Annotated in this window: 2 protein-coding genes; both read right to left on the bottom strand. The window is 66.4% G+C overall.

All coding sequences use genetic code 11. From position 1 onward, the window contains the following. Positions 1 to 1175: proteasome ATPase (gene arc / locus AC1DBQ_RS23145; RefSeq protein WP_476930725.1), on the bottom strand; the 1175-nt coding region annotated here is incomplete at its 3' end. An 84-nt stretch (positions 1176 to 1259) separates the two neighbouring features. Continuing rightward, positions 1260 to 1931, bottom strand: a 672-nt coding sequence (locus AC1DBQ_RS23140) for a tRNA (adenine-N1)-methyltransferase (protein ID WP_476930724.1), incomplete at its 5' end; no start/stop codon positions are given.

Raw genomic sequence — 1931 nt, 5'->3', positions numbered from 1 at the left:
TCGCTGAGGAGCTGCGGAACGATCGTGGTTTCGACGTCGGAGGAGATGCCGGTGCCGCGGGTGCGGAAMAGCGAATCCATTTCGTCGAAGAACACGACCACGGGGCTGCCCTCGGAGGCCTTTTCGCGGGCGCGCGCGAAAATCAGGCGGATGTGCCGCTCCGTCTCGCCGACGTACTTGTCCAGGAGCTCGGGTCCCTTGATGTTCAGGAAGTAGCTCTTCATGTCCGTCTTGCCKGCACGTTCGGCGGCCCGGGCGGCCAGCGAGTTGGCCACGKCTTTGGCGATCAGGGTCTTGCCGCAGCCCGGCGGGCCRTACAGCAGGATGCCCTTGGGGGCCTTGAGTCCGTGCTCGCGGTAGAGGTCGGGGTGCAGGAACGGCAGTTCGACGGCGTCGCGGAWCTGTTCGATCTGCGGGCCGAGACCRCCGATGTCCTGGTAGGTGATGTCCGGGACTTCCTCYAGCACGAGGTTTTCGACCTCAGAGCGCGGGATCTTCTCCAGGGCGTAACCGGTGCGGGAATCGATCGAAAGCGCGTCGCCGACCCGGAGCCGCTGGGCGAKCAGGGCCCCGGAGAGCCGGATGACCCGTTCCTCGTCGGCCCGGCCCACCACCAGGGCGCGGTCCGTCCCCAGCATCTCCTTCAGGGTGACCAGGTCCCCGGCGCGCTCGTAGCCGAGCCCGGCGACCACCATCAGGGCCTCGTTCAGGAGGACTTCCTGGCCGACTGCCAGCTGGTTGATGTTCACCAGCGGGCTGATCCCCACGCGCATTTTGCGGCCGGCGTTGAAGATATCGACCGATTCCTCAGTGGCCGCCTGGCCGCTGTTCCCGGCGGTCGGCTGACGCTTMGGGTTCAGMTGAAGGATGGTGCCGAAGCTGTACGGCGGCTGTCCCTCCTGGTCGAGGGCGTTCTTGAGCCGCAGGATCTCCGCCTTGGCGGTCTCCAGCATGCTGACCAGCTTTGAGTTGTTTTGCGTGGCCGCGGCGAGCTGACGGTCAATGTGCCGGAGCTTGTCCCGGAGGATATTGACCTGCCGCTCGGCKACGGAGAGTTCATTGGCGGCGTACCGCTCCCCCTCGCCGGCAAGGGCCCGGKACGCGTCCGCTCGTGCGGCAGCATTCGCTGCGTCCTCGGCCGGTGTGCGGCCCGGGTCAGTGTTCGGAGTCTCCATCGTGCATCAGCCCCTTCCTGCTCTTCTATTAAGACCTTAGCCCTAAGAAGGCGGGTGCTGCTGGAGACATCCGAAATATGCTGCCTACTTCGTTATCTCCGGGGTGTCCACGACGTTGGTTCCGGCGATTGCGTCGCGGGCGGCGCGGCGCAGCTTTTTGTCCGAGACAGCCCGTTCGCCGACGGCGCCGGGAGTCCAGGCGTTGACGTCTTCTTCGTTGAAATCGGTCTTGGACGGCCGGCGCTTCACGGAGATTCCCGTGACGCCGTCGGCGAGCCGGCGGGTGACCAGCAGGAAGCCTGTGTGGGCGACCATGCGGTGGTCCGGGCGCACGGCCAGGCCTTCGAGGTGCCAGCCGCGGACCATGGATTCCCACGCGTCAGGCTCGGTGAAGCGGCCGTCGGCGCGGATGGCTTCGGCTGTCCGCGAAAGTTGCGTCACAGTCGCGACATAATTGATCCAGACCCCGCCCGGCGCCAGGACCGTGGCTACGGCGTCGAGGCATTCCCACGGGGCGAGCATGTCCAGGACCACCCGGTCCACGGATCCCGGCTCTTCGGTGCGCACCACTTCTTCCTGGAAGTCTCCGAGGGAGATCTTCCAGGCCGGGTGCGGGCCGCCGAAGATGGTCTCGACGTTGCCGCGGGCGATATCGGCGAATTCCTGGCGGCGCTCGAAGGAATGCAGGTAGCCGTTGTCCCCCACCGCGCGAAGCAGGGAGATGKACAGGGCGCCCGAGCCGACACCGGCTTCAAC

It is taken from the genome of Arthrobacter sp. 10T413_2 (genome assembly GCF_056394205.1).
This window is presented reverse-complemented; position numbering and strand designations above follow the sequence as displayed.